1 protein-coding gene is annotated in these 279 nt (G+C 71.0%); it reads right to left on the minus strand.

Annotated elements, in window-relative coordinates:
• The coding region (locus tag EN861_RS35780) for a hypothetical protein (protein WP_189343842.1) at positions 1-279 on the minus strand (279 nt) is incomplete at both ends.

The following is a 279-nucleotide window of genomic DNA, read 5'->3' on the forward strand; positions in this document are numbered from 1 at the left end:
AAGGCCGGCCCCGGCTTGGGAGGAGTTGGGGAGCACAGGGCCGGCCGCGACGCCGAGGCGTTGGGACTTGGCGGCGTCGAAAGCAGCGTCGAAATCATTGGAGTGCCCGGCGGCGGGCCGCTGCGTCTGCGCGACCGCTTCAGCCGTCACCGGTTCGCCGGGAACATCGAAAAACCAGCCATCATCCCAGGCGATGCCGCGTGCGATGGCGGCGTCGCGGATCGCCCGCATGTCGTCGAGTGACGGCGCCGTGCCGGTCTCCCACCGCGACACGCTGGC

Source organism: Mesorhizobium sp. M8A.F.Ca.ET.218.01.1.1, assembly GCF_004791165.1.
Taxonomy (GTDB): domain Bacteria; phylum Pseudomonadota; class Alphaproteobacteria; order Rhizobiales; family Rhizobiaceae; genus Mesorhizobium.